At 72.7% G+C, this 21,140-nt stretch carries 19 protein-coding genes; all 19 read left to right on the plus strand.

The features are described 5' to 3' along the window. The first annotated feature begins 7 nt into the window (after positions 1-7). The 19 genes from proB to AB0K92_RS08665 all read left to right on the plus strand — a co-directional run bounded on the left by proB (position 8) and on the right by AB0K92_RS08665 (position 21,140). Positions 8-1,126 carry a glutamate 5-kinase gene (gene proB, locus AB0K92_RS08575; RefSeq protein ID WP_365920678.1) on the plus strand — a complete coding sequence of 373 codons (1,119 nt, stop codon included), beginning with the start codon at positions 8-10 and terminating at the stop codon, positions 1,124-1,126. Continuing rightward, positions 1,126-2,376, plus strand: a complete 1,251-nt coding sequence (locus AB0K92_RS08580; RefSeq protein WP_365920680.1) for a glutamate-5-semialdehyde dehydrogenase — start codon at positions 1,126-1,128, stop codon at positions 2,374-2,376. Before proB ends, AB0K92_RS08580 begins: the two co-directional genes overlap by 1 nt. A gap of 50 nt (positions 2,377-2,426) precedes the next feature. Further along, positions 2,427-3,593, plus strand: coding sequence for a pyridoxal phosphate-dependent aminotransferase (locus tag AB0K92_RS08585; protein WP_365920682.1), 1,167 nt, complete (start codon positions 2,427-2,429; stop codon positions 3,591-3,593). Then, the gene (locus AB0K92_RS08590; protein WP_365920684.1) at positions 3,590-4,528 is read left to right on the plus strand and encodes a pyrroline-5-carboxylate reductase dimerization domain-containing protein; all 939 of its coding nucleotides are present in this window, start codon (positions 3,590-3,592) and stop codon (positions 4,526-4,528) included. Before AB0K92_RS08585 ends, AB0K92_RS08590 begins: the two co-directional genes overlap by 4 nt. 185 nt (positions 4,529-4,713) lie before the next feature. Beyond that, positions 4,714-6,018 carry an MFS transporter gene (locus AB0K92_RS08595; protein WP_365920686.1) on the plus strand — a complete coding sequence of 435 codons (1,305 nt, stop codon included), beginning with the start codon at positions 4,714-4,716 and terminating at the stop codon, positions 6,016-6,018. A 171-nt stretch (positions 6,019-6,189) separates the two neighbouring features. Next, positions 6,190-7,029 (plus strand): methyltransferase domain-containing protein, encoded by an 840-nt coding sequence (locus AB0K92_RS08600; RefSeq protein ID WP_365920688.1) that lies wholly within the window; start codon positions 6,190-6,192, stop codon positions 7,027-7,029. Positions 7,030-7,130: 101 nt separating this feature from the next. Further along, positions 7,131-7,319 carry an MbtH family NRPS accessory protein gene (locus tag AB0K92_RS08605; RefSeq protein WP_365920690.1) on the plus strand — a complete coding sequence of 63 codons (189 nt, stop codon included), beginning with the start codon at positions 7,131-7,133 and terminating at the stop codon, positions 7,317-7,319. After that, on the plus strand, positions 7,316-8,698 hold the full coding sequence (locus AB0K92_RS08610; RefSeq protein ID WP_365920692.1) for an amino acid adenylation domain-containing protein: 1,383 nt from the start codon (positions 7,316-7,318) through the stop codon (positions 8,696-8,698). Before AB0K92_RS08605 ends, AB0K92_RS08610 begins: the two co-directional genes overlap by 4 nt. Positions 8,699-8,771: 73 nt before the next feature. After that, a complete protein-coding gene (locus AB0K92_RS08615; protein WP_365920694.1) occupies positions 8,772-9,059 on the plus strand; it encodes an acyl carrier protein in 288 nt (95 codons plus the stop codon). Between the two features lie 21 nt (positions 9,060-9,080). Continuing rightward, positions 9,081-10,445 (plus strand): TrpB-like pyridoxal phosphate-dependent enzyme, encoded by a 1,365-nt coding sequence (locus AB0K92_RS08620; protein WP_365920696.1) that lies wholly within the window; start codon positions 9,081-9,083, stop codon positions 10,443-10,445. Positions 10,446-10,453: 8 nt separating this feature from the next. Then, positions 10,454-11,572: an acyl-CoA dehydrogenase family protein gene (locus AB0K92_RS08625; RefSeq protein WP_365920698.1), complete on the plus strand. Its 1,119-nt coding sequence runs from the start codon at positions 10,454-10,456 to the stop codon at positions 11,570-11,572. Positions 11,573-11,574: 2 nt separating this feature from the next. Then, entirely contained in the window at positions 11,575-13,206 is a 1,632-nt protein-coding gene (locus AB0K92_RS08630; protein ID WP_365920700.1) for an amino acid adenylation domain-containing protein, read from the plus strand. Positions 13,207-13,209: 3 nt separating this feature from the next. After that, positions 13,210-14,040, plus strand: coding sequence for an alpha/beta hydrolase-fold protein (locus AB0K92_RS08635; RefSeq protein ID WP_365920702.1), 831 nt, complete (start codon positions 13,210-13,212; stop codon positions 14,038-14,040). Between the two features lie 3 nt (positions 14,041-14,043). Then, on the plus strand, positions 14,044-15,873 hold the full coding sequence (gene asnB, locus AB0K92_RS08640) for an asparagine synthase (glutamine-hydrolyzing) (protein ID WP_365920704.1): 1,830 nt from the start codon (positions 14,044-14,046) through the stop codon (positions 15,871-15,873). An 80-nt stretch (positions 15,874-15,953) separates the two neighbouring features. Beyond that, positions 15,954-16,622: a 4'-phosphopantetheinyl transferase superfamily protein gene (locus AB0K92_RS08645; RefSeq protein WP_365920705.1), complete on the plus strand. Its 669-nt coding sequence runs from the start codon at positions 15,954-15,956 to the stop codon at positions 16,620-16,622. A gap of 92 nt (positions 16,623-16,714) precedes the next feature. Next, positions 16,715-17,536: a dimethylargininase gene (ddaH, locus tag AB0K92_RS08650; RefSeq protein WP_365920753.1), complete on the plus strand. Its 822-nt coding sequence runs from the start codon at positions 16,715-16,717 to the stop codon at positions 17,534-17,536. A 263-nt stretch (positions 17,537-17,799) separates the two neighbouring features. After that, positions 17,800-19,254: a DUF2252 domain-containing protein gene (locus tag AB0K92_RS08655; protein WP_365920755.1), complete on the plus strand. Its 1,455-nt coding sequence runs from the start codon at positions 17,800-17,802 to the stop codon at positions 19,252-19,254. Between the two features lie 434 nt (positions 19,255-19,688). Continuing rightward, positions 19,689-20,528, plus strand: coding sequence for a hypothetical protein (locus tag AB0K92_RS08660; RefSeq protein WP_365920707.1), 840 nt, complete (start codon positions 19,689-19,691; stop codon positions 20,526-20,528). Between the two features lie 282 nt (positions 20,529-20,810). Next, entirely contained in the window at positions 20,811-21,140 is a 330-nt protein-coding gene (locus tag AB0K92_RS08665; RefSeq protein ID WP_166005043.1) for a rhodanese-like domain-containing protein, read from the plus strand.

Below are 21,140 nucleotides of genomic sequence, written 5' to 3' on the forward strand. Positions count from 1 at the left end.
CACGCCCATGCACCCGGAACGCAATCCGGACCACGCCCCGGAGCCGGCCCCGCGCCGGCACCCGGACCGCGTCGTCATCAAGGTCGGGACGTCGTCGCTGGTCACCGACGGGCGTCTGGACCCGGCCAAGGCCGACGCCCTGGCGGCGTCCGTCGCGGAGCTGACCCACGCGGGTGTGCGCCCGGTGCTGGTCGCCTCCGGCGCCATCGCCCAGGGATGCTTCCTGCTCGGCGGCGAGGGCGCGGGCGCGGACGAGGACCGGCGGCTGGCGGCAGCCGTCGGCCAGGCATCGCTGTTCGAGGCCTTCCGCGCCGGCCTGGCCCGCCGCGGACTGACCGCGGCCCAGTTCCTGTTCACGCCACTCGACCTGTGTGACCGGGAGCACCGCGAGGGCCTGCGGTCCGCCCTGGAGCAGGCCCTGGGCCGAGGGGTCGTACCGGTCGTCAACGAGAACGACGCGGTCCGGGTCCGCAACAACGACGTGCTGTCCGCGTTGCTCGCCGTGGTGCTGCGGGCCCGTCTGCTGGCCCTGCTCACCGATGTGCCCGGGCTGTACGCGAGCGACCCGCGCACCGATCCCACCGCCCGGCTCGTTCCCGAGGTCAAGGGGATGTCGGCCGAAGTGGAACAGCTCGCGGGAGCGTCGGCGGGCGGCCCCGGCACCGGCGGCATGGTCAGCAAGCTCGGCGCGGTGTGGATCGCCACCCTCGCCGGTGTCACCGCCGTGATCGCGGACGCCCACGCGCCCCGGGTGCTGCGGCGGCTGCTGGCCGGTGAGCCGGTCGGCACCGTCGTCCGCCCTCGCTGCACCGTCCGGGAACAGGGCCTGGAGCCGCTGTGGCGGGCCTTCGCCGCACCGCCCCGCGGAACGCTCCTGTGCCATCCGGCGGCCCGCTCCGACATCGCCGCCGGCCGGGCCGTGCCGCTCGCCCGACTGGTCTCGGCGCGAGGGGAGTTCACCGACGGGGACGTCGTCGACGTCGCCACCGCCGGCGACCCGCACCCGATCGCCCGGGGCCGGGTCCGGCTCGGCGTCACGTCCCTGTCCGCCGCCCGGACCGCGGGCGACGGCGCGCACGTTCTGCTCCACCCCAACGAATACGTCAGTCTTCTGGAGGTCTGCTGATGTCCGTCACCGAGATCTGCCGCGCCGCGGCCGTCGCCGCACGCGTCCTGCGTGAGACACCCACCGAGGTCAAGGACCGGGTCCTGGGGAGCATCGCCGACGCCCTCGATGCCGGCCGTGAGCGGCTGAAGGAGGCCAACGCGCTCGACATCGAGGCGGCCCGGGCCACGGGCACCTCCGCCACCCTCATCGACCGGCTCACCCTGACGGACAAGCGCATCACCGGCATGGTCGAGGCGATCCGCACCATCATCGGCCTGCCCGACCCGGTGGGCACGGTCACCGGCGGCTGGTCCCGGCCCAACGGCCTGCGCATCGAGCAGGTGCGGGAGCCGCTCGGCGTCGTCGCCGTCGTCTACGAGGCCCGCCCCAACGTGACCGCCGATGTCGCCGCCCTGTGCCTGAAGTCCGGCAACGCGGCGGTGCTGCGCGGCTCCTCCATCGCCCGGCACAGCAACACCGCCATCGCCGCGGTCGTCCGCGAGGTGCTCGAGGCCCAGCGGGAGGTGCCGGCCACGGCGGTGCAGCTGGTCCCCGACACCTCCCGGGAGGCCGTGCTGGAGCTGCTGGCGGCCGAGGACTACGTGGACCTCGTGGTGCCGCGCGGCGGCCCCGGTCTGATCAGCACGGTGAAGGAGAACGCCAAGGTGCCGACCGTCATCGACGGCGACGGCAACTGCCACGTCTATGTGGACGCCTCGGCCGACCCCGTCCGCGCCACCGACATCGTCGTCAACGCCAAGACGTCCCGGCCGAGCGTGTGCAACGCCCTGGAGACGCTGGTCGTCCACGAGGCACTGGCGGAGAGCTGGCTGCCGGGCTGCCTGGACGAGCTGGCCGCGCGTGGGGTGACCGTCCGCGGCGACGAGCGGACCCGCCAGGTGTGGCCCAAGGCCGAGGCCGCCCGCGCCGAGGACTGGGCCACCGAGTACCTCGACCTCGTCGTCGCGGTGAAGGTGGTGCGCGACCTGGACGAGGCGCTGGACCACATCCACCGCTACGGCACGCGCAACGCGGAGGCGGTGGTGGCCCAGGACATCTCCGTCGCCCGGCGGTTCGCGCTGTCGGCCGACTCCGGGAGCGTGTTCGTCAACACCTCCACCCGGTTCTCCGACGGCGGCGAGTTCGGCTACGGCGTCGAGATCGGCGTGTCCACCCAGAAGCTGCACGCCCGCGGCCCCATGGGCCTGGAGTCCCTCACCTGCGTCAAGAACGTGGTGTGGGGCGAGGGCCAGATCCGCGTGCTGTGACGGCCTCCCGCAGGCGGTCACCGCATCCGTGCCACGAGAGGAGAGACACGATGGCACCCCTACGTCCTTCGGCCCTGGTGGACGGCATCACCGAGGCCGCGTCGATCAAACAGAACAACCTGGTCTACGAGCTTCAGGCCGACGGCGCGGACATCATCACGCTCTCTCTCGGGGAAGCCTTCTTCGACATCCCGGCCCCGGCCTTCGAGGGACTGTCGCCCGCCGTTCACCACTACTCGCACACACGGGGCGTACCGCTGCTGCGGCAGAAGCTCGCCAAGTATCACGAGATGACGACCGGGATCCCGGCCGATCCGGACCGCGAGATCATGGTCACCGCCGGCTCCAAGTCGGGCACGTTCATGACGCTGGCGGCGATCCTGGAGCCTGGTGACGAGGTGATCATCCCCGAGCCCCTGTGGGTCAGTTATCCCGACCAGGTCAGGCTCTGCGGCGGTGTGCCGGTCACGCTGCCCTGGCACGCGACCGTGGACGACATCGCCGCCCGGATCACCCCGCGTACCCGGGCGATCATCGTGAACAACCCGCACAATCCGACCGGACGGCGCCTGTCCGACGGCGAACTGCGCACGCTGCACGCGCTCGCCGACACCCACGGCCTGCTGCTGATCGCGGACGAGGTGTACAGCGAGTTCGTGCCGCCCAACGAGCCGTTCCGCTCCGCGGCCGCCCTCGACCCCGACAAGCGGCATACCGTGATCTGCAACTCGATGTCGAAGAACTTCGGGATATCCGGCTGGCGGGTGGGCTACGTCATCGCGCACGAGAGCCTGATCCGGCAGCTGGCCAAGCTTCAGCAGCACTTGGTCACCTGCGCCCCGACGATCCTGTGCCAGTACCTGGCCGAGCACTTCGAGGACATCCTGGCGCGCACCCGGCCCCAGATCCGGGAGGTCGTCAACCGGCGCAACCGGGTCGCCGAGGCCTTCGCCGCGCGGGGAGTGACCAGCCTGCCGGGCGACTCCACGTTCTACCTCTTCCCGTCGCTGGGCTCCTCCCGGCTGGACTCCACCGAGTTCGCCGCCGAGCTGCTGCGCCGCCACCGGGTGAGCACGGTCGCGGGTGTGTCCTACGGCGCCTCCTGCGACCGGTTCCTGCGGGTCTCGGTGGGCGCCGAGCCGGAGGAGCGGATCCTGCGCGGGGTCACGGCCATCTGCGATCTCATTGACGAGACCGGCACCGAGGGGCAGGGATGAGCGCACCGGCGGTGGCCTTCCTCGGCTGCGGGCGGATCACCCGCGCGATCGTGACCGGACTGGTCGGGTCCGGCCTGCCGGCGCAGCGGCTGTACGGAGTCTCCCGGCACGGCGGCAGCGCCCGCGCCCTGGCCGCCGACACCGGGCTGATCCCGGCGTCGGACATCGCCGGGGCGGTTCGCCCGGTGAACCTGGTCGTGCTGGCCGTACACCCGCACGAGGCCGCGGACGTGCTCGCCGAACTGCGGCCGTTGCTGAGGCCCGGTCAGGTCCTGGTGTCCCTGGTGGCCTCCTGGCCGGTGGCCACGGTCGCCCGGGCGGCCGGGGACGCGGTTCCGGTGGTGCGGGCGGTCCCGAACGTGGCCGCCGCGGTCCGGGCCGGTGCCACAGCGCTGTCCGCCGGGCCGGGCGCCGAGCCGGACGAGCTGGCTCGGGTGACCGGGCTGTTCGAGCGGCTCGGCCAGGTCTTCGTCGTCGACGACGAGCACATGGAGACGGTGAGCGCGCTCTCGGGGGCGGGCCCCGCGCTGATCGCCCGGTTCGCCCAGGTCCTCGCGGAGGCGGCGGCCGGGCTGGGACTGCCGTACCGGCTCGCCGAGGATCTGGCGCGGCATGCGGTGCACGGCACGGGAGTGCTCCACGCCGGGCCCGACGCGTCCCTGGCCGGCACGGTCGCCGCCGTCAGCTCGCCCGGCGGCATGACGGAACAGGCGCTGGCCACGATGGACCGTCACGGACTGACCCCGGCGACGGCCGCCGCCCTACGAGCCGCCGTAGCCCTGTCACTCGCCCGCACACCGAACCTCGCCCCCGCCCCCGGCCCCGGCCCCGGCCAGGATCCCGGCCCCGGCCAGGATCCCGGCTCCGGCCGCGCACCGGGTGCCGGCGGGGGCGCCCCCGACACCGTTCCCACCCCCGGTCCGTCTCCTCTGTAGGCCTTCCCGTCGTTCCCGAGCACCTCGACTGTGGGAACCCCGGGCCTTGCCCGGGGCAACCCTCGGTCCGTCGCCCGCGGGAGCCCGGGTGGGTCCGTCCGCCTCCGTCCGTGAGCCATCCGCCGTCCGCTCCGATCCCGCCCCGTCCTCGCCGCCGGGACACCGCAGAACTCGCAGGAGTGTTCTTGTCATCAGCGAAAGCCCCCTCCTACCTCACCGTCCTCCGACTGCCCGGAGCGGCCCGCACGTTCGGCGCCGCGCTGGTCGCCCGGTCCGCCTACGGCATCGTCTTCCTGGCGCTGGTGCTGACGGTCGAACGGGCGACGGGCTCGTACGCCGTCGCCGGCGGTGTCCTGGCCGTCTTCGGCCTCACCAGCTCGCTGCTGGCCCCGTACCGCGCCCGCCTCATCGACCGGCACGGCGCGCACCGGGCGCTGCTGCCCATGGCGGTCGGCTGTGCCACACTGCTCGGGCTGTTCGCGGCGGTGGGCTGGCAGCCCGGTGCCTCCCGGGCCGCGCTGTGGGTCCTCGGCGCCGCCGCCGGCGCGTGCGCCCCTCCGCTGGGCCCCTTCATGCGCACACTCTGGCGCGAGCTGGTCGCTGACGACGAGCAACTGCTGCAACGGGCCTACTCGTTGGACACGGTCGCGGAGGACCTGCTCTACGTCGTCGGCCCGTTGCTGACCGGGGCGCTCACGGCGCTCGCGGAGCCCGCCCTCGCGGTGCTGTCGAGCGCGGTGCTGCTGCTCGGCGGCACGGCCGTGCTCGCCACCTCCCCGGTCGCCGCCTCCTTCCGCGGGGCCGTCACCCCGCCGGACACCGGTGGTGAGCGGGCGTCCGTCCCGCCCCGTCGGCAACGGCGCTGGTGGGTGGGCCTGGTCGACCCGGTTCTCGTCACGGCCGGCCTGGGGGCCTGCATGGGCGCCTTCAACCTGCTCGCCGTCGCCTTCGCGGACCGGCACGGGGCGGCCGCCTCCGTCTCCTGGGTGTCGGCGGCGCTCGCGGTCAGCAGCGCGCTGGGCGGCCTGCTCTACGGCGCGGTTCGCTGGCGGCTGTCCACCCGTACCAGGCTGCCGCTCCTGACCGCATTGCTCGGAGTTTTCTGCGTGCTGTCGGGACAGGCCACCGGAATGGTCGGACTGGTCGCACTGGCCGGTGCCGTCGGCTTCCTGATGGCTCCGACCCTGACCACGGCCTATCTGATCGCCGGCGAGGTCGATTCCGAGTCCCGTGGCACGGAGGCCGGTACCTGGGTCAATACGGCCTTCAACACAGGTAATGCGGCCGGGTCGGCGGGTATCGGCTTGCTTCTGTCGCCCCTGCCGCTCGCCTGGTGCTATGCCGTGACCGGCGCTTTCGTGCTGCTGCCCGCGGCGATCGCGGCCCTGTCCGGCACTGCTCGAAAAATTGGTCGAAGTAATCCGGGTGACATTCCGCCGACCGCTGCTACGCTGAATTCCAGTGAAGGTGAGACGCCCTGGAGGGAATAACCTCGGGCTTGTTCTCCGGAGGCTGTTCACCCGGCTTCCAGCTCCTTCCCGGTCTTCCTCCTCAGGCCTCCCTTGGATTTCCCGGATTCCCTCGGTTTCCTTCCCTCTCTTTCGCTCGCCCTGAAATCGCCTCGATTCCCCTCCGCTGCCTTTCCTCGACGGGAGAATTCCGTGACCGTTATCGACAACGCCCCGACCCAGATCGCCGAGGCCCAGAAGGTCCAGGTCCGCTCGGTCTACCAGGAGATCGCCGCCGAGTACGACGAGCGCATCCCGGGCGAGGGCCCCACCGACGAGGGCTTCACCCAGTCCGAGCACGACTTCGTCCTGAGCAAGGTCCGGGCCGGCCAGAAGGTGCTGGACATCGGCTGCGGCACCGGCCGCTTCACCGTCCCCATGGCCGCCGCCGGCGCCCAGGTGACCGGCCTGGACATCTCGCGGGCGATGCTCGACGTCACCGAGGGCAAGCTCGCCGCCCGAGGCCTCTCGGCGGACCTGCACGAGGGCGACATGGCGAACCTGCCGTTCGAGGACGACTCCTTCGACGTGGTCACCAGCATGCTCGCCCTGATGCACATCCCGCTGGAGGACCGCGAGCGGGTCTTCGCCGAGGTGAGCCGGGTGCTGCGGCCGGGCGGACGCTTCGTCATCGGCGTCAAGAACGGCCTGTTCGAGCAGTTCTTCAAGGGTGACCGGTTCGCCGCCGTCGACATCACCGATGTCGAGGGCAAGCAACTGCTGTTCACCGGGACGCGCGGCGGCAACGACCTGACCGCCCCCTGGTACAGCTTCACCCCGCACGAGCTCAAGGCCCTCTTCGCCGCCTCCGGCCTGGTCATGACGCACCTGCGCGGCAACTCCACGATCTCGGCGTGGCTGGCCGACGAGGTCCTCGCCGACAGCGGCGTGGCCGGTGTGGTGCGCGCCCTGGAGAAGAACCTGGGCGACGTCCCGCCGTTCAACTACCTCGGCTACCACATCCTCGTCGAGGCCGTGAAGCCGGGCCGCTGACCGCCCCCGCCCCTCCGTCGGTCGCACCGCCCGAGCGGTGCGGCCGACGGAGACGGCCCCACCCGTGGGCCCTCGCCCCCTCCCACGTCCCGAGGTGTTGCATGGACACGCAGATCGTCGTCGTCAACGACGAGGACCAGTACTCGATCTGGCCCGCCGACCGCCCGATCCCGGACGGCTGGCGTGCCGAGGGCTTCACCGGAGACCGGCAGGCCTGCCTCGCCCGCGTCGCCGAAGTGTGGACCGACATGCGCCCGCGCAGCCTGCGGGAGCCGGAGCCCACCCCGTGAGCAGCGCGACACACGCCCTGACGCACCGGCCGGAGCACGATCCCGGTGCCACCCTCCCGGCGCTGTTCGAGCGGCAGGCGGACCGGCACCCAGAGGCCCTGGCCGTGTCCGCCGAGGACGGGGAACTGACCTACCGTCAGCTCGACGAGGCGGCCAACCACCTCGCCCTGGACCTCATCGCCCAGGGCCTGCGCCCGGGACAGGCCGTGCTCGCCGCGTTCCCGCGCAGCGCCCGTGCGCTCGTGGCCCAGCTGGCCACCTACAAGAGCGGGGCGGTGCACGTGCCGGTCGACCCCGACGCCCCCGGGGAGCGGCTGCGGCTGCTGGCCGCTCGCACCGAGGCGGCCGCGGTGCTGGGCACGGCGGAGCGGATCGGCGACCTGGCCGGCCTCGCCCCACTGTGCCGGGCCGTGCGCCTCGACGAGCGCAGCGCTGAGCGGCCGGCCGCCCGGTCCGGCTCCGAGGATCCCGCCTACATCGTCTTCACCTCGGGCTCGACCGGTGAGCCCAAGGGAGTCGTCGTTCCGCACCGGGCCATCGTCGCCATGACCCTCGCGAGGTTCCTGCACTATCCCGAACCGGTCCGCCGGTTCCTGATGATCTGGCAGATGACCTTCGACGCCGCCATCGGCTGCGTGTGGTGGACCCTGGCCGGCGGCGGCACCGTCGAGCTGGCCCCCGCCTCCCTCGACGGCGTCATGGCCGCGGTGGACGCCCTGCTGGTGTGCGGCGGCCGGATCTCGCACACCGCGATGACGCCTTCGCACTACCACGGTGCGTTGCAGCGGCTGCCCGGCCCGGCGAGCGGCCCCGGCAACGTCGTCGTGGCGGGTGAGCCGTGCCCGCGGCCGCTCGTGGACGATCACGCCCGCCTCCAGCCGGACACCCGGCTGTACAACGAGTACGGGCCCACCGAGGCGGCCGTGTGGTGCACGGGCACCGAGCTGCTGCCCGGCCGGGAGGTCACCGTCGGCCGGGCCGTCGACGGCGCGGAGATCCTCGTCCTGGACGAGTCCGGGCAGGCCCTGCCGCCCGGCGAGCTGGGGGAGATCCACGTCCGCGGCAGCGGCCTCGCCGAGGGCTACCTCGGCGACCCGGAACTCACCGCCCGGCGGTTCACCGACCACCCGGACGGGCGCCGCTACCGCACCGGCGACCTGGGCCGGCTGCTGCCCGACGGACAGCTCGTCGTCATCGGCCGCAGCGACGACCAGCTCAAGATACGTGGCCACCGCGTCGAGCCCGGCGAGATCGAGGCCGTTCTCCAGACCCACCCCGGGGTCGCCCAAGCCGTGGTCACCGAGCGTGACGGCCGCCTGGTCGCCTTCGTCGTACGCCGCGACACCGCGCCGGCCGCGGGTATCGCCGCCCTGGCCTGAGCCCTGCCCGCACAGCCTCTCAGGCCCTGTCATCCGATCGGCACGGCACGTGCTGTGCACTGGAGGGACTTCCATGCCCGATTCAATCTCCCTGCAGGTCAAGCAGGTCTTGGTGGACATCCTCGACCTGGACCTGCCGGCCGGGGACATCCCGGACCAGGCCTCGCTGTACTCCACCACCATCAGCCTGGACTCCCTGACCCTGCTGCGCGTCATCACCGCGATCGAGCGAGGGTTCGACTGCGAGATCGATGACGAGGCCGTGATGACCGCCGAACTCGTCGACGTGGGCAGCCTGGTCGACCTGGTGCGATCCCAACTCGCCCCGACCGGTGTCGGCCCGGAGCTCGCCAGCAGCTGACCCATCCCAAGGAGACGCACCGTGAACACCGGCGCCGAACCGCGCCCCGCCGCCGCGGGCCAGGTTCCCACCCACTGGTACAACGTCATCGCCGACCTCGCCGGCTATGTGCCCGAGGAACGCAAGCCGGCCCAGCAGCCCGGCCGGCACGGACTGCGGCCACAGCTGCCGCTGTCGATCTACCGGCAGAGCGTCAGCGACGAGCCGTACATCGAGATACCGGCCGAGATCCGCGCCCAGTACGAGCGCTGGCGGCCCACCCCGCTGGTCCGGGCGCGCCGGCTCGAGGAGTTTCTCGGCACGCCGGCCCGGATCTACTACAAGTACGAGGCCGCGAGTCCCTCCGGCAGCCACAAGCTGAACTCGGCCATCGCCCAGGCCTACTACTACAAGAAGGCCGGCATCCGGGAACTCGTCACCGGCACCGGCGCCGGGCAGTGGGGCACCGCCCTGGCCATGGCCTGCACCGCCTACGACATGGAGTGCACCGTCTACATGGTGCGGTGCAGCTACGAACAGAAGCCGCAGCGGCGCGTGATGATGGAGCTCAACGGGGCCCGCGTCATCCCCAGCCCGAGTGTGATCACCGAGGCCGGCCGGTCCATCCTGGCCGACGACCCGGACTGCGCCGGCAGTCTGTCGGTGGCCAGCTCCGAGGCCCACGAGCACGCCAACGAGGGCGACGGCGTGCGCTACGCGGCGGGCAGCGGCGACAACCACGTCCTGCTGCACCAGTCGGTCATCGGGCAGGAAGCCCTCGCCCAGCTGCGGGAACTCGGCGAGTACCCCGACACCGTGGTGGCGGCCCTCGGCGCCGGCAGCAACTTCGCGGGCCTCGCCATGCCCTTCCACCGTGACGCCGTCGCCACCGGCCGCCGTACCCGGCTGGTCGCGGTGGAGCCGGCGTCCTGCCCCAAGCTGACCCGCGGTGTGTACACCTGGGACCACCACGACGCGCTCGGCAACACGCCCATGTCGAAGATGTACACGCTGGGCCACACCTTCATCCCCTCGCCCATCCACGCCGGCGGGCTGCGCTATCACGGCGCGGCCCCTGTGATCAGCTGGATGTACCACGAAGGGCTCATCGACGCCGTCGCCTACGGCCAGCGCGCGGTGTTCGAGGCCGGGGTGACCTTCGCCCGGGCGGAACAGGTCATCCCCGCACCGGAGTCGGCCCACGCCATCCGGCACGTCATCGACCGCGCCGTACGCGCCCGCGAGACCGGGACGGCCGAGACCATCCTGTTCAACCTCAGCGGGCACGGACTGATGGACCTCGGCTCGTACGAGAAGTACCTCAAGGGCCTCATGGACGACGATTCCGCGGACGAGGCCGACATCGAGCGGGCCCTGGCCAGGCTGTCCGAGACGGCGATGCGGTAGGGCCGGCCGTGGACCTCACCTGGACCTCCGAGCAGCTCGCCCTGCACGACCGCCTGCGCACCGAGGGCGTCGCGGCGGCCGACTGGCAGGCGCTGGCCGACCTGCACGTCATGGCCCTGCCCGTACCGCGCGAACACGGCGGCCTCGGCCACTCGGCGCTCAGCTGCGCCCTGGCCCTCGAGGGCCTCGGCCACGGCTGCCGGGACCTCGGCCTGCTGATCGCGGCCGGCGCCCACCTGTGGGCCGTCGCACTGCCACTGATGACCTTCGGCACACCGGAACAGCGGCGGGCCTACCTGCCCGGACTGGCCTCGGGCCGGCTGGTCGGCGCCCACGCCATCACCGAGGCCGACGCCGGCTCCGACGCGCTCGCCCTGCGTACCGTGGCCCGGCGCGAGGCCGGCGGTTATGTGCTGACCGGGCGCAAGCGCTTCGTCACCAACGCCCCCGATGCCGACCTTTTCCTCGTCTACGCGACCCTGGACAGCCGGCTCGGCTTCACCGGCGTCACCGCGTTCCTCGTCGAACGCGGCCAGCCCGGCGTCCGGGTGGAGACCGAGCAGCGGAAGATGGGGCTGAACTCGTGCCGCTGGGGCCAGGTCGTGCTCGACGAGTGCGTGGTGCCCGACCGGATGCGACTCGGCGCCGAGAAACAGGGATCGGCGGTCTTCTCGACCGTCATGGCCTGGGAGCGCACCCTGCTGCTCGCGCCCCTGCTCGGCGCCATGGAACGGCAACTGGAGGAGTGCGTCGAGCGAGCCCGGGCCCGGCGGCAGTTCGGCCGGCGCATCGGCTCCTTCCAATCGGTGGCCAACCGGATCGTCGACATGCGGCTGCGCCTGGAGACCTCACGCGCTCTGCTGCGCTCGGCCGCCTGGGAACTGGACCACGGCCCCACGGGCGGCGGCCGGCGGTCCTCCTCCCCGCTGCCCGAGCTGGTCAAGTTGCAGGTGAGCGAGGCCGCGGTGGCCACCTTCGAGGACGCCATGCAGATCTTCGGTGGCCACGGCTACACCGAGGACGCCGGAATCGAGGAGCGGCTGCGCGACGCGCTGGGGACCCGGATCTCCTCCGGGACCTCTGACATGCAACGCGACGTCGTCGCCGCCAAGCTCGGAGTGAGGTGAACGTGTCGGAGCAGACAGACGTTCCCGTGACGCGGCGGACGCCCGCCCACGAAGGAACGCTGACCGCCCTGCTGGAAACCGCGGTCCGCGATCACCCCGACGCCGTCGCGGTCCGGGAGCGGCGGCGCCGGGTCGACTACAGGGAACTGGACGGCGTCAGCAACTGCGTGGCCACCGCTCTGACCGGCCCGGGGCCGCTCGCGGGCCGCCGGGTCGGCGTCTGGCTGAACAAGTCGGTCGAGGCCGTCGCCGCCCTGCACGCCGTCCTGCGGTGCGGGGCCGCGTACGTGCCCATCGACCCGACCGCGCCGCCGCGGCGCGCCGCGGCCGTGCTGGCCGACAGTGGTGCCTCTTGGCTGATCACCACCCCGGAGCGGGCCCGGAGCCTGCGCCATCACGCCCCGCGGGCGGCGGACGGGCTGGCCGTCCTGTCCGTCGGCGCGGATGACACCGCTTCCCCGGCGACCGGAGCCGACGCCACCTGGGAGGAGGCCCTCACCCGGTACGCCGACGCCCCGCCCGTGCGGGCCTCGGTCGCCCCGGACGACATCGCCTACCTCCTTTACACCTCCGGCTCCACCGGTACCCCCAAGGGCGTGGTGCTCACCCACGCGGCCGCCCGGGCCTTCGTCGACTGGGCCGCCGACGAGTTCGCGCTGACCTCCGGGGACGTCCTGGCCAGCCACGCCCCCTTCCACTTCGACCTGTCCGTCCTGGACCTGTTCGGCGCCGCCGCCTGCGCCGGCTCCGTCGCCCTCGTCCCCGAGAGCGCGCAGGGGCTGGGCCGCGCCCTGGCCCGGTTCGCCGTCGAACAGGAGGTGTCGGTGTGGTACTCGGTGCCCACCGCGCTGCGGCGCATGGTGGAGGCTCCGGGCGGCGAGCTGGCCGGGGCCCGGCTGCGGGTGGTCGCCTTCGCCGGGGAGGAGTACCCGACCCGGCACCTGCGCGCCCTGCACGGCGCGCTGCCCACCGGCACCGCCCTGTACAACCTGTACGGGCCGACCGAGACCAACGTGTGCACCTTCCACCGGCTCGGCCCGGACGACCTCGCCGAGGACGCGCCCCCGGCCCCGCCCATCGGACGCCCCTGCCCCTACGCCACCGTGTTCCTGCGGGGACCGGACGGCGCCGCCCTGCCGGAGACCGGTGAGCAGGCCGGGGAACTGTGCGTGGCCGGGCCCTCGGTCATGCGTGGGTACTGGAACGACACGCAGAAGACGGCCGCCGCCTTCACGGAGCACGCCGGCCGGCGGTACCACCGCACCGGAGACCTGGTGCGGCGCCGTGCCGACGGCCTCCTGGTCTACGTCGGACGCGAGGACACGATGGTGAAGGTCAAGGGCCACCGCGTCGAACTGGGGGAGATCGAGGCGGTCCTGGACGGCCGCGGCGACGTGGCGGAGGCCGTGTGCGTCATCATCCGGGACCCCGAGGGCGGCGACCGGCTGGCCGCGTTCGTCACCGCCGCGCCCGGCACCGCCCCTGACCCCCGCGAACTGAGGCGGCACTGCCGGGACTTCCTGCCGGGATACATGGTCCCCGAGCACGTCGAGGTGGTGCCCGCCCTGGACTACACCTCCACCGGCAAGATCGACCGCAGGTCCCTGGCCCTGCGCGTACCCGCGGGGCGGTGAGCGGTGCACACGCTCGTCCACAAACGCCAGCTGGCGGCCCACACCCTGGAGACCTGGGAGTGGGCGAGCCCGTCGCTGGGCCGCGTCAAACGCGCCAGCGTGCTGGTGCCCCGGTCGTGCACGGCCGAGGGGCGCGACGTGTCCGCGCTCTATCTGCTGCACGGGTTCGGCGGCAGCCGCACCACCTGGCTGACCGGCACCCGGCTGACCGAGCACCTCGCGGGCATGGAACTGCTGGTGGTCCTGCCGGAGAGCGGCCGGCGCTGGTTCATCAACGACCACCGCGGATTCCGCTACGAGGACTATCTCGTCGACGAACTGATCCCGTTCGTCGACGACCGTTACGCCGTGCACCTGAGAGAGGGCGTCCGCGGTGTGGGCGGGTTCTCGATGGGCGGCGCCGCCGCGTTGATGCAGGCGCTGCGCCATCCCCGCCTGTTCGACGTGGTGCTCAGCCACGCCGGCGCGTTCGAGGCGCCTTCGCGGGTCGGTGACCCGTACGCCGGGCTGCGCCGCGACCCGGTCACGGCGATCCCCACCACGGAGGCCCACGAGCGAGTGTGGGGACCGCCCGGCAGCGCGGTGCGCGGCCGGTACGACCTGAAGGCGCTGCTGGCAGCCCACGACGGAGGCGGCCTGTCCGTCTACGCCGACGTGGGAGTCGACGACTATCCCCGGATCCTGCGGATGAACCGGGAGACCGCGCGGAAGCTGGCCGCTTCCGGGATCGACACGGAGTTCGCCGAGCGCCCCGGCGGTCACGATCTGGCATTCCTGGACCGGGCGCTTCCCCATTCCCTTTCCTTCGCCGCGAACAGGCTCAAGAGGAGCTGACAGATGTGTGGAATTGCCGGCTGGGCGGACGTGCGGCGCGACCTGACACAGAGCGGACCGGTCGTCGAACGCATGACCAAGACGCTCGTCCCCCGGGGGCCCGACGCCCAGGAGACCTGGCTCTCGCCGCACGCCGTCCTGGGGCACAGCCGCCTCGCCGTCATCGACCTCGACGGCGGACGGCAGCCCATGGTGCGCACCGGCCGGGCCGGTGGCCGGGTGGCCCTCACCTTCAGCGGCGAGATCTACAACTTCCGTGAACTGCGCGCCGAACTGTCCGCGCTGGGCTGGACGTTCCGCACCCGTTCGGACACCGAGGTGCTGCTCACCGCCTACCTCGAATGGGGCACCGACTGCGCCCACCGGCTGAACGGCATGTACGCCTTCGCTGTCTGGGACGAGCGGGAGCGCCGGCTGGTCCTGGTCCGCGACCGGTTCGGCGTCAAGCCCCTCTACTACGCCCGCGTCGGTGGCGGGGTGGTCTTCGGCTCCGAGCCCAAGGCCCTGCTCGCGCACCCGGAGATATCGGCTGAGCTGGACGCGGAGGGCGTCGCCGAGCTGATGGCGGTGCCGAGGGCCCGCACCCCCGGGCACGGCACCTTCCGGGGCATCCACGAGGTCAGGCCCGGCCACCTGGTGGTCGCCACCGACACCGGCGTACGGGAAAGCGCGTACTGGAGGCTCGAAGCGCGCCCGCACACTGACGACTTCACCACCACGACCGCCACCGTGCGCTCCCTGCTGGAGGACATCGTCGACCATCAGGTGGTCGCGGACGTGCCCGTCGGCACGCTGCTGTCCGGCGGCATCGACTCCAGTGCGGTGACCGCGCTGGCCGCCCGGGCGCTCGGCGGCGGTCTGACCAGCTTCGCGGTCAACCCGCCCGCCGCCGAAGGCCCCGGCTCCGACACCTGGCGGCCCAGCCCCGACGGGCCCTTCGCCGCGCTGGTGGCCTCTTCGCTGGGCATCGGGCACGTGGTGACCGACATCGACGTGGACACCCTCGTCGAGCGGTTCGACGCCGGGTTGCAGGCCCGCGACCTGCCCGGCTGGGGTGACCTCGACACCACCATGTACCTGTTGTTCCAGACGATCCGCCACCACTGCACGGTCGCGCTGTCCGGTGAAGCGGCGGATGAGATGTTCGGCGGTTATCTGTGGCAGCTCGACCCCCGGTATGTCTCCCATCCCTCCTTCCCCTGGATGTACGGCCGCCGCCGCCCCGAGTTCCTGCTGCGCGAGGAGGTACGCCGGCTGATCGAGCCCGACCGCTACGAGGCCGACCGCTATCACCAAGCGCTGGCGGAGGTGGACCGGTTGGCCGGCGAGGACGCCGAACGGCGGCGCGAGCGAGAGGTGTTCCACCTGGGCCTGACCCGCTGGCTGCCGGCGCTGATGGACCGCCAGGACCGGCTCAGCATGGCGGTGGGCCTGGAGGTCCGGGTGCCGTTCGCCGACCACCGCCTCGCCGAGTACCTCTTCAACGTCCCCATGCGGCTGAAGCGGCACGCCGGCATGCCCAAGGCGGTCCTGCGCGAGGCGGCCCGCGGCCTGCTGCCCGACGAGGTCGTCGACCGGCCCAAGAGCGCCTACCCGGTCAGTCGTAACGACACCTATGTGGCCCGGATGCGCGAGCTGGTCATGGACCTGCTGGCCGACCCGCACGCCCCGGTCTTCGACCTCGTCGACCGTGAACGGGTCCGTACGGCGCTCACCGCGGACCTCGACGACCTGCCCGGCCCCATCACCGCGGTCACACCCGCCATCAGCCTGTCCTACCTGCTGGAGCTGAACAGCTGGTTCCAGCGGTACGACGTACGCCTCACCCTGTGAGACGGCACAACGCACGGAGCGGCCATGAGCACCCGACCACCCGCCTCGGCCGAACTCGGGACATCCGCCGGAGGCGCGCCGTGATCGAGGGAATCCTGCCGGCCACGGTGGCCTGCGCCGAGGTGTTCCGCGACCTGCCGGACGCGGTCCTCTTCCCCGAGGAGCAGGCCGCCGTCCGCGGCGCGGTGGAGACCCGGCGTACCGAGTTCCGGACCGTGCGGCACTGCGCCCGCACGGCCCTCGGTGATCTGGGGGTGCCACCCGCCCCCATCCTGCCCGGGCCGCGCCGCGAACCGCGCTGGCCGGACGGCATCGTCGGCAGCATGACGCACTGCGCGGGCTACCGGGCCGCCGCCGTGGCCCGCGCCGCCGACATCGCCTCACTCGGCATCGACGCCGAACCGCACAAGGCGCTGCCGGACGGGATGCTGCCATCGGTGGCCCGCCCGGAGGAGATCGCCCGGCTCACCCGGCTGTACGCCCGCAGCCCGGATGTCCACTGGGACCGGCTCACCTTCAGCGCCAAGGAGTCGGTCTACAAGGCCTGGTTCCCGCTCGCCCGCCGCTGGCTCGGCTTCCATGACGCCAGTTTGACGATCGACCCGGACCGGCAGGCCTTCGAGGTGGTCCTGCTCGACCACCAGCTGCCCGTGGACGGGCGGACCCTGGTCGCCCTGTCCGGGCGATGGACCGTCGAGAACGACCTGATCACCACCAGCGTGGTGATCGACGCGCCCACCGCGGCCTGACCTCCCGCCCCCTGCGCAACCCGAGGAGCCCCGCCATGCGCTGGACCAGCACCCTGCCCTCCCGACCGGCTCCGGGCCAGGACCCGAGCGCCATGCCGAGCCCCGTCCGGACCGCGGTGCCCCGGCGGCTGCTGATGTGCCGGCCCCAGTACTTCGAGGTCAGCTATCGCATCAACCCGTGGATGGACCCCGACCGGCCGGTGGACACCGCGCTGGCCCTGGCACAGTGGGAGCGGCTGCGCGGGCTGTACGAGTCGCTCGGGCACACCGTGGAGGTGATCGACCCGCTGCCCGGGCTGCCGGACATGGTCTACGCCGCCAACGGGGCCACTGTTTTCGACGGCAAGGTGCTCGGCGCCCGCTTCCGCCACCTGGAGCGGACCGCGGAGGGGCCCGCCTACCTCGACTGGTTCACCCGCCGGGGCTTCACGGAGATCCTGTGGCCGGAGCACGTCAATGAGGGGGCGGGCGACTTCCTGCGGGCGGGTGGGACGATCCTCGCCGGTACCGGCTTTCGCACCGACCCCCGCGCACACGCCGAGGCCCAGGAGTTCTTCGGCCTGCCCGTGGTCGGTCTGACCCTCGTCGACCCCCGCCATTACCACCTGGACACCGCGCTGGCCGTCCTGTCACCGGACGAGATCATGTACTACCCCGAGGCCTTCACTCCGGGCAGCCGCGCCGTCCTGCGCTCGATGTTCCCGGACGCGATGGTGGCCTCGGACGAGGATGCCGCGGCCTTCGGCCTCAACGCCTTCTCCGATGGGTTGAACGTCCTCCTTCCCAAGGCCGCCACGGGCCTCATCCGGCAACTGAGGGACCGTGGTTTCCAGCCCATCGGCATCGATCTCGCCGAACTCCTCAAGGGCGGAGGCAGCGTCAAGTGCTGCACCCTCGAGCTCCAGGGAGCCTGAGACCGACATCCCTGGGCACCGGCTCGCCGAAGGCCCACCGGGAGGCGGGTCCCGCGCTCGCGCAGCTGCGGGAGCTCATCCCCGGCATCCACCCCGCGGTGCCGGCCGACTACGGGGTCCCACCAGCACGGGTGACGGTGTTCTCCACAGCCGTGCGGTTGTCCACAGGGGCTGACACGGGGCGGGTGAGCGGCTGTACGGTCGGCACGAACCGATGCAGGGACGGGTGCGTGAGGACGGGGGAGGCGGTCGGAGTGACCGAGGTGACGGAGCGGGAAGAGGGCCGGGCCGAGCGCGGCGAGGGCGGGGCCGAGCGCGGCGAGGGCGCCGCGGGGCGGAGGCTGCCTCGCGTGCGGGGATTCGCCGAGTGGCCCGCGCAGGGCTCACCCAAGGAGGAGGGCAAGGCGCTGCGGGCACGGGTGCCGCGGCACGCGCACGCCCTGCTCGCCCTGGAAGCCTCCCGCCCCGACGCGGTGACCGCGGTCGAGGAATCCAGCCGCGACCGCATACCCGAGCTGGCGCCGCTCCGGATCGGCCGGATGGCGGCCACGCCGTTCGCCTTCCTCCGGGGCTCCGCCGGACTCATGGCGTACGACCTCGCGCACAGCCCCGTGACCGGGATCGGCGCCCAGATCTGCGGCGACGCGCACGCGGCCAACTTCGGCCTCTACGGTGACGCCCGCGGCGGCCTGGTCATCGACCTGAACGACTTCGACGAGACGGTGCACGGCCCCTGGGAATGGGACCTCAAGCGGCTGGCCGCCTCGCTGGTCCTGGCCGGCCGGGAGGCGGGCGCCGACGAGGACACCTGCCGTGCGGCGGCCCACGACGCGGTCGGCGCCTACCGCCGGACCATGCGGCTGCTGGCGAAGCTGCCCGTGCTCGACGCGTGGAACGCCATCGCGGACGAGGAACTGGTCTCCCACACCGACGCCCACGACCTGCTCGGCACCCTGGAACGGGTCTCGGAGAAGGCCCGGGGCAACACCAGCGGACGCTTCGCGGCGAAGTCGACGGAACCGACCCCGGACGGCGGGCGCCTGTTCGTGGACGCCCCGCCGGTGCTGCGCCGGGTGCCGGACGCCGAGGCGGCGATCGTCGCGGCGGCACTGGAGGAGTACACGACCACCCTGCCCGAGGACCGGCTGCCGCTGCTCGCGCGGTACGCGGTGCACGACGTGGCCTTCCGCGTGGTCGGCACGGGCAGCGTCGGCACCCGCTCGTACGTCGTCCTGCTCCTGGACCACCGCGGGGAACCGCTGGTGCTCCAGGTGAAGGAGGCGCGTCCGTCGGCGCTGCTGCCGCATCTGCCGGCGGCCGGATTCGACGCGCCGACGGTGGATCACGAGGGACGGCGGGTCGTCGCCGGACAGAAGCGGATGCAGGTGGTCAGCGACATGCTGCTCGGCTGGACGACGGTCGACGGCCGGCCCTTCCAGGTCCGCCAGTTCCGCAACCGCAAGGGCAGCGTGGACCCCGCCGCCCTCGCCGCCGACCAGCTGGACGATTACGCCCGCATGACCGGCGCCCTCCTGGCCCGCGCCCACTCCCACAGCGCCGACCCGCGCCTGATCGCCGGGTACTGCGGCAAGAACGACGAGCTGGACGAGGCGATGGCCGCGTTCGCTGTCACCTACGCCGACCGCACGGAGGCCGACCACGCGGAGCTGGTGGCGGCGGTGCGGGCGGGGAAGGTCGCGGCGGAGGTGGGGGTGTGAGGGTGGGGTGGTAGGGCGGTGCTGAGGTGCTGAGGTGTTGGTTGGTGACCGGTACCGGGTCTGGTTGGTGAGTGGGGCCTGGTCTGGTTGGTGACTGGGGCTTCAGCCGGGTGGAGGTGAGGCGGGCCCGGGTTCAGGCGAGGTGAGCTCGGGCAGGCCCGGGCTCGGGTGAGGTGGGCTCGGGCAGGGCGGGCTCGGGTGAGGTGGGCTCGGGCATGGTGGGCTCGGGTGAGGTGGGCTCGGGCAGGGCGGGCTCGGGCGAAGGTGTTGCCGGGGTCCTGAAGGCCGTGCGTGCCCTGCGCGGCTTGGTCTTGGTGCGTGGTGGGGCCTGGGGAGGGTTCGGAGGGGTTGGCGGGGGCGGAGGGGGAGGGGGGAGGGAGGGGGGACCCCCCGGAGGACGTGGAGCGGGTGGTGGTGTGGCCTACGCTGGTCGGGTGACCACCCCGGAAGCTGAGCAGCCCCAGTCCGTGTCGGCCGATGGTCCGCAGGCCCGGCCCGAGGAGCGGCTGGAGCGGGCCGTGCGGGCGGCCGAGCAGGCGCTGATCGAGTTCGAGATCGCGGTGGAGACGTTCCGCGTCGAGGTGGAGAACTTCTCCCGGCTGCACCATCAGCGGCTCGGCCCGATGTACGCCCGCCTGGAAGAGCTGGACGCGGAGATAGCCGAGGCCAAGGCCGCGTTGACCGGTGATCCCGAGGATCTGCGCAGGGCGCAGGAGCTGCGCGCCCGGGTGATGCCGATGCCGTCCGTGGAGGAGTTGTTCCACGGGTGGATGGACGGCCACGGCCTGTTCCCCGAGGCCGCCGCGATGCTCACGGACCAGCCGGTACGGCCCCCGCAGCGGGTGCGTCCGAGCGAGGAGGCCCGTCGGCTCTACCGCGAGCTGGCCCGCAAGGCCCACCCCGACCTTGCGCAGGAGGAGGGCGAGCGGGCGCGGCGCGAGGAGTTCATCACGCGGGTGAACGCCGCCTACGCGCGCGGCGACGAGGCGCTGCTCAAGGAGCTGGCCGAGGAGTGGGCGGCCGGCCCGGTGCAGAAGGAGCGGCTGCCGAGCCGCAGCGAGGAGCTGTACGCCCGCCTGGACTGGCTCGCCCAGCGCAAGGAGCTGCTCACGGTGGTCGCGCGGGAGCTGGAGGAGAGCGCGATCGGCGCCATGCTGCGGCTCGCGCCGGACGACCCGGACCGGCTGCTCGACGAGATCGCCGAACAGCTGCTGGCCGAGGTGGCCCAGCGGGAGTCCGAGCTGGCGGCGCTGCGGGCGCGGACGGGACCCTGAGCCGACGTCCGGGCGGGACGGCGGTACAGCGGATACGACGCATACGGCGGATACGGCGGATACGGCGGCAGGCATCCGCGACAGGCTGCACGGGACTGCACAGGACTGCACGGGACTGCATGGCGCCGTAAGGGCCTTACGGGCCACGCGGGCCACGCGGGCCGTGCGGGCCGTGCGGCCACCCGAGCTCTGCCCCACGGGCTGGGTGCGCCCAGAGGTCCGGTGCCGCGTCGCTCGCCGCGTCGTTCCGGTAGCGTCGGGAGCATGAATTTCGGAGCTGGGGTGCCCACGGTGCAGGTCACCGATCTGAAGGACGACGACTTCCTGCTGGACGTCCGTGAGGACGACGAGTGGCAGGCGGGTCACGCCGAGGGGGCGCTGCACATTCCCATGAGTGAGTTCGTCGCGCGGTACGGCGAGCTGACCGAGGCGGCGCCGCAGGACGGCCGCGTCAACGTCATCTGCCGCTCCGGCGGTCGCTCGGCCCAGGTCACCATGTACCTCGCCCAGCAGGGCATCGACGCCGCCAACGTCGACGGCGGTATGCAGGCGTGGGAGGCGGCCGGCCGCCCCGTCGTGAACGGGGCGGGGCAGCCGGGCTACGTGCTGTAG

The sequence above is a fragment of the Streptomyces sp. NPDC052687 genome, from assembly GCF_040678395.1.
Classification (GTDB): Bacteria; Actinomycetota; Actinomycetes; order Streptomycetales; family Streptomycetaceae; genus Streptomyces.